Here is a 1,568-nt window from a genome sequence, read left to right on the forward strand (position 1 = left end):
GCTTGATTTATCGATTCCAAAATTGCAAAATTCTTTATTATTAAACACGCTATATTATAGAATGGAAAAATAAGACTTTATAACCTTCCAAAGTTGAAGGGTGATTATCTTTTTTATTATTAAGGAGGGTGGTTTAATGTGTTTCATCGGTTGATTTCAGTACTGACAATCTTGCTTGTCCTCTCAATATCTTTATCGATCTATGCCAATGAAGCTCAGGATTTTTTTGACTTGGGTCAATCCTTTTATGAACAGGGAAAATATCAAGAAGCCATCGATGCTTTCGAAAACGCTCTCGATTTACAACCCGATTGGGCTTTGGTATATTCTAAGCTCGGTCAAATCTACTTACAGGCAGGTGAAACCGACCAGGCCATTCAATTTTTCCAAGAATCGATCTGCCTTGAACCGAATAGTGATATTTTTCATGCCAATCTCGCTATTGCTTATTTAATCAACAATGACTTAGAATCCGCCCAAAAAGAATATTCCATTTTAAAAAACCTTGATCCTGAGATTGCTCGCGAAATAGCTAAAAAACTTTTCTCCGAACCCCCTGAAAAACCAATTTTCCAAATCAATGCCGATATGCATATCGCAGCCATAAATAGTGTTGCAATCGATAGAGAATGGTCCCGTTTTATTGTTACTGGTTCCGATGATAAAACCATCCGAATTTGGGAGCAGGAAACTGGCCGGTTGCTAAAGATCATTCGACCACCAATCGGTGATGGGATAGACGGTCAAATATCTTCAGTTGCCCTTTCTCCAGACGGCGAAACCATTGCTTGCGGTAGTGTTGCCGGAGTGTGGGAAGAAACCGAAGTCATGATGTTTTTCGACCGTGAAAGCGGAATACTGCTGGGTACCATGACGGGACTACCAGTTTCTATTACCCAAATCCAATACTCTCCCGACGGAAAATTTTTAGCCGCCCTTGGTGCTGAAGGTTCAGGACTTCGGATTTATAATACCGAAGATAATTCTCTCGCTTCAAAAGACCTTGATTATGGCGAAGAAGATGCATTAGGTCTCGATTGGAATAAAAATAATCAAATCATTACCACCAGTCTCGATGGAACTATCCGCTTATATCAAATCGATCAAGAGGGAAAAATAAATTTAGAAAAAAAACTGGTTCTTTCTGGGTCAAACCGGCCACATACAGTGGCATTCTCACCCGAAGGAAATCAAGTTGCTGTCGGCTTTTTTGATTCTCCTCGAGTAGATGTCTATTCAATTCCCGATTTAGCCCATCTTTTCTCTCCCGATTGCAGCCAAATTGATAACGGGAATCTTCCCTTGGTTGCCTGGTCGCGTGATGGGGAATCACTATACCTCTATGCAGGAGGACGTTTTCACTTACAAGATCGTGTTAGTTTGGTACGATGGTCAGATGCCGGTCGAGGCTCAGCGGTTGCCATTCCCGTTACCGGTAATACCTTGATGGCACTAACCACCGTTGACTTTAGTGGATTGATTTATGCCTCCAACGATCCTGCCTGGGGAAAACTCGATGCTTCAGGGAAACAAGAATTTCATCATCAATCTCCGCTTCTTGATTTTCG

The 1,568-nt window shown here is 41.5% G+C and carries 1 protein-coding gene; it reads left to right on the forward strand.

Going from position 1 to position 1,568, the window contains the following annotated elements; all coding sequences use genetic code 11:
- Positions 1-138: 138 nt before the first annotated feature.
- On the forward strand, positions 139-1,568 hold a 1,430-nt coding region (locus PLK24_RS11360), incomplete at its 3' end, for a tetratricopeptide repeat protein (RefSeq protein WP_324479231.1).

Origin of the sequence: Atribacter sp. (genome assembly GCF_035418125.1) — a bacterium.
Taxonomy (GTDB): domain Bacteria; phylum Atribacterota; class Atribacteria; order Atribacterales; family Atribacteraceae; genus Atribacter; species Atribacter allofermentans.